Genomic DNA, 4,482 nt, shown 5'->3' with positions numbered 1-4,482 from the left:
CGCCGTATCCACCACCGCGATCTCGCGACACAATGTTGATCGCTGGGTGCTTCGATAGCCACGCCCGAACGGTCGCAATTTCCCTGTCGGGCAGCAGGGTAACGATCCGCCGGCGCTCCAAATCGCACACGATCGTCCCGTATCGATGGCTTCTCCGGAACGCCCAGTCATCGATGCCCACAACAAGCAATGGATCTGTCGGCATAGGCGCCGCTCAGGTCTCCAGCGAATTGATGGCATGATCCTCGGCTCACAAGTGCATGAAGAAGGCCGCGGCTATTCATCCAGGATGTGGCTGTGCAACGTTGTCACCTCTATGCCGCGCGTCCGCAGCGCAATGACGACGGGTTCACATCGTCGCCAGTCAAGTCGCCGGTGCAGGCCTTTAGCGGCGCCTGGGCGGCTCGTCGGGCCGCCTATGAAGAAGGTGCCCGGCGATAGTGGGGAACAGCAACACCGACAAGACTGCAGCTCCGACCAGCACGGAGCCCGTCTGCTGGCTCATGGTTTTTGCACGAACGGCGATCTCGGTGATGACCACGACCAAGGAAAGCGAGGCGACCGAACTGTAAAGGGCGAAGGGTATCCGTTCTGCGGGCTTGAGATCCCTGCGATACAGAAACACCGGCGCACCCCGCACCAGCAGAAAAAGGGCGAGCGCGACCGGTACTAGCAACATCGTGACGACGCTGCCGGTTATCGAGGCGAGATCAAATTTTATACCCGTGCCGACGAAAAAGAACGGGATGAACCACCCGAAGAAGATCGCGTCAATTTTCATCCGCGGTGCTTTTCCGTCCGGCCCTTGGGTACCCAGCCCCACGACCAACCCCGCAGCAAAGGCTCCCAATATGCTCTCGAACCCGAAGCGCTCCGACAGAACGAAGAAGGCGGCAAACAGTAGCAGAGTAATGCGAACTGGAAGCTGGGAGCTCCCATGCAGCGAGCGAGCCAAGAGGGCGACAACACGGGGCGGACGTAGCCCCAAGCTGATTGCGGCCGCCAAAACTACGACCACAAGGAATGCCACCAGGAAACCAAACTCCTGGACAGTCGTGTACTGCTGGCTAAGCAGCAAGGACATTGCGACAATCGGTCCTAGTTCGCCCATTGTCCCTGCGGCGATGAAAAAGCGCCCGAACGGTGTGTCGAGTTGATTTGCATCACGCAAAATGGGTAGCAGCGTACCCAGCGCAGTTGTGGCGAGAGCCAATGCCACGATCATAGGATCATGGAGCGAACTCGCACGAAGGATGGCTGCCGCGGACACCGCAAGCAAGACTGACATTCCCCACCCGCCCACCGCGAGCAATAAGGGCCGTCCGCGAATTCTTTCGAACTCGAGCTCCATGCCCGCCATGAAGAGCGTGGCCGCCATTCCGAAGGCGAACATAGAGGCCAAGACGCCGTCGAATCGCACCCAGCCAAGAACTTGCGGGCCAATGATGACACCTAACACGACTTCAAGCACTACCGCCGGAATGCGAAATCCGATCGGAAGCTCAGCAAGCAGCGGTCCGGCGACCGCCATGACCAGAACCAGAAGGACAGGCGAATGAGTGTCAGCCAACATCGCAGGTCCTAATGATTGTTTACCCTGCCAAGCCATAGGGGCCAGGAAAACGCGTCGCTCTGCAATGATCGAATGGAGAATAGATCGGAAGGACCGCGTTTCATCATGGCACCACGGCGAAAAATATATACGCGGCAAACATGACGAGATGCACGACTCCCTGAAGCACCGTTGTTCGACCCGTGCCTAAGGTGATGACGCCGAGAAGCAAAGTCAGGGCGAGAAGCCCCTGCTCCTTGGCATCCAGTCCAAGCTCCAGACGATAACCGAGCACAATTGAAACTGCCGCTACCGCGGGGATCGTGAGACCGATCGTAGCGAGCGCCGAGCCGAGCGCCAAGTTCAGGCTGGTCTGCAGTCTGTCGTTTCGCGCCGCCTTGATTGCTGCTCCCGCTTCCGGCAGCAGAACCAGCAGAGCGATGATGATGCCGACGACCGATTCCGGCACCTGGAGATAACTTATTCCCCGCTCGATCGGAGGCGTCAGAACCTTGCCGAGAGCGACCACAGCGGCAAGCGAAGCCAGCAGAATCCCTGCACTTAGCGCGGTCGTTCTATTGTCGGGCAGCGCTACATGGCCGTCGTTGCTCGGTGGCTTGACCGGCAGAAAATAATGACGGTGGCGTACCGTCTGGATGAAGACGAACGCGAAGTAAAGCACCAGCGATACAAGTCCGGCGAAGATGAGTTGCGGCGTATTGTACAAGGGGCCGAGTTCCTGCGCCGCGAGATTCGGAAGAATCATCGTCAGGCCGGTGAGCGCGACGAGAACCGCCATGGCCGCACTGGCACCCTGAGCCTGGAATCCCTGCTCATGGTGACGAATGCCGCCCCACAATAGACACGTGCCTACGATGCCATTGCACACGATCATGACGGCAGCAAAGACGGTGTCACGAGCTAACGCCGCTTTCTCAGCTGGCGCTGCGACCATAACCGAAACGATCAGGGCCGTTTCAATCACTGTCACGGCCAATGCAAGAACAAGCGTTCCAAACGGCTCACCGACACGATGGGCAACCACCTCGGCATGGTAAACGGCTGCAAAAACGGTACCCAGCAACACGGCTCCGGCGAGTCCACCGACGATGACCCCGGTACCGATGAAGGGGATCATCACGAGCAGCAGCCACGCCATCGCGGGCCAAGCCCAGCTCCACCGCGGCGTACTCGCTACAGTCATGACGCGCAGCCCGCGTCAGAAAGCAATATTCGCTGATGGTTGCTCTGGATCTGGCCATTAACACGCATCCGGTTCTCCGCCGCACCCAGCTGGGCTGTTCTGGATCGTGATTGATATTTCCACGAAAACTATGCAGTTTCGGCTGAGACGTCCGATCGCGTCATACTCGTGCTAGTGCTCCCAATGCGCGCTCGGCTCGGCCAGACGCCACATGTTGCACTAGCGATCGGAACCAGCTCGATCTGCCTTGCGGCCGGCCACATTTCGCCCGACTTTCTGCTCTCGAGATAAACTGATGATGGAAAATGGCTTCACTCCTATGACGATCACACAGAGCAAGAAAATTTCCGCGTGTCCGAGCTGGCTCGAACTGAGCGAGGACCGCAGGAGCTTCGTCTATCTCGAGGATCGAGCCGAGGTAATTCGAAAGATCTTTGAACTTTCGATTGGGGGGCTGGGCAGCTACGCAATAACCAACTGTCTCGAGAAGCAGGGCATCCCTCCGTTCGGATCGTCGCCCAAGTGGGACCACACCACGATAGATAGCATGCTTCGCAACCGCGCCGTCTTAGGGGAGTATCAGCCGAAGAGTTATGCCGGCGGCCGAAGCAAGGGAATTCCGAATGGTCCGCCCGTGCCGAACTACTATCCGGCCGTAATAGACGAAGATACCTTCCAAAAAGCTCAGGCCGCCCGGCAGCAAAATCTGATCACCAACCGCGGGCGAAAGGGCAACAATTTAGCAAATCTGTTCGACGGACTTACCACATGCGCTTACTGCGGGAGCGAAGTCCGGTTTCTTAGTAGTCACCCTTACAAGAGCCTGGTCTGCGCGAAGGTGCTAGATGAAAACGGGTGCACGAGAACGGCATGGTCCTACCAAGATTTCGAAGCAAACGTTTTACAGTTTTTGGCCCACCCTGCGCTCCTGGACTCAGCCGAGCCATCGCGGAAGGACGAGCTTCGAAATCTGGTTGGAGAGATCGTCCGCTTGGGCGACGACGGCGACCTTTACGTCGCTCGTTACTCCATCGCCCTAAGTCTCAGAAGGATCGTGACGCAGCTCACGCTTTCAAGCAGCGGGTCTACCCCGGGGAATCGCCTGGCGGATGCAGCTGTTCGACGCGACGTTAAAGGACGATTCTACGAGCTGCGTTTGTGGGACGGCGCCATCTACAGGGGCATCTCAACTACCTGAGTTGAGGCCTATGGCCATTTCAAGGTCTCTTCTATCACTATGATGAAGTCACAAGCGACAGACAAGGCAACATCTTTTTGGCTCGAAGCGACCGCCTTCCTACGTTCTATTCAGCCACAGGCCGACGATGAGGAGCACGCTTGGACCCTTTGAGACCTGGAGCGCAGTGAGGAGTGTGGAGAGCAGCACCAGTACCGTTCCAAGCAGTGACATCGTGGCCGCTCCCTATGCCCGCTCAAGGACGTTCGCTACCGACTGGGCGTGCCACCGCCCACGGCGTGCCGTAGGGATACCGCGCGCATTCAATGCCTCCGCTGCCTGAGCGTTGCTCGCACCCGCCTTCTGTGCCTCGCGGATGATCGGCAGCACGTTCGCGGCACAGCGGTCAGCCTCTGCCTTCACGGCAGCAACGGCTCCCTTGCGCGCTACGTGGAGCTTGGGGTTACCCAGGGTGCGGATTCCGATCGATGTCGCCCAGGATTCCGAGATGATCTCGCCCACCATTCCGATTTGAAGTCGCCCACCCGT

At 58.5% G+C, this 4,482-nt stretch carries 4 protein-coding genes and 1 pseudogene; 1 reads left to right on the top strand and 4 read right to left on the bottom strand.

The features are described 5' to 3' along the window. From AC0L23_RS39660 to AC0L23_RS39650, 3 genes and pseudogenes are all read right to left on the bottom strand, one after another. Nucleotides 1-199: pseudogene (locus AC0L23_RS39660) on the bottom strand (transposase); the annotation flags it as partial. 186 nt (nucleotides 200-385) lie between these two features. Continuing rightward, a complete protein-coding gene (locus AC0L23_RS39655; protein ID WP_473358393.1) occupies nucleotides 386-1,573 on the bottom strand; it encodes a cation:proton antiporter in 1,188 nt (395 codons plus the stop codon). 103 nt (nucleotides 1,574-1,676) lie between these two features. Further along, nucleotides 1,677-2,711, bottom strand: a complete 1,035-nt coding sequence (locus AC0L23_RS39650; protein ID WP_473358392.1) for a calcium:cation antiporter — start codon at nucleotides 2,709-2,711, stop codon at nucleotides 1,677-1,679. A 340-nt stretch (nucleotides 2,712-3,051) separates the two neighbouring features. On the opposite strand from AC0L23_RS39650, the gene AC0L23_RS39645 reads away from it, so the two are divergent. Next, entirely contained in the window at nucleotides 3,052-3,954 is a 903-nt protein-coding gene (locus tag AC0L23_RS39645) for a recombinase family protein (RefSeq protein ID WP_473358391.1), read from the top strand. Between the two features lie 225 nt (nucleotides 3,955-4,179). On the opposite strand, the gene AC0L23_RS39640 is transcribed toward AC0L23_RS39645, so the two are convergent. Continuing rightward, a partial coding sequence (locus AC0L23_RS39640) for a recombinase family protein (RefSeq protein WP_473358390.1) occupies nucleotides 4,180-4,482 on the bottom strand: 303 nt, incomplete at its 5' end.

The organism is Bradyrhizobium sp. MI1.4 (assembly GCF_055811315.1).
Note: the sequence above shows the minus strand (reverse complement) of the source record. Positions and strands in the feature narration are given on the sequence as shown.

Coding starts and splice junctions, on each gene's coding strand:
- AC0L23_RS39655 (WP_473358393.1), bottom strand. CDS start 1,573: ATGTTGGCTGACACTCATTCGCCTGTCCTTCTGGTTCTGGTCATGGCG.
- AC0L23_RS39650 (WP_473358392.1), bottom strand. CDS start 2,711: ATGGCGTGGCTGCTGCTCGTGATGATCCCCTTCATCGGTACCGGGGTC.
- AC0L23_RS39645 (WP_473358391.1), top strand. CDS start 3,052: ATGATGGAAAATGGCTTCACTCCTATGACGATCACACAGAGCAAGAAA.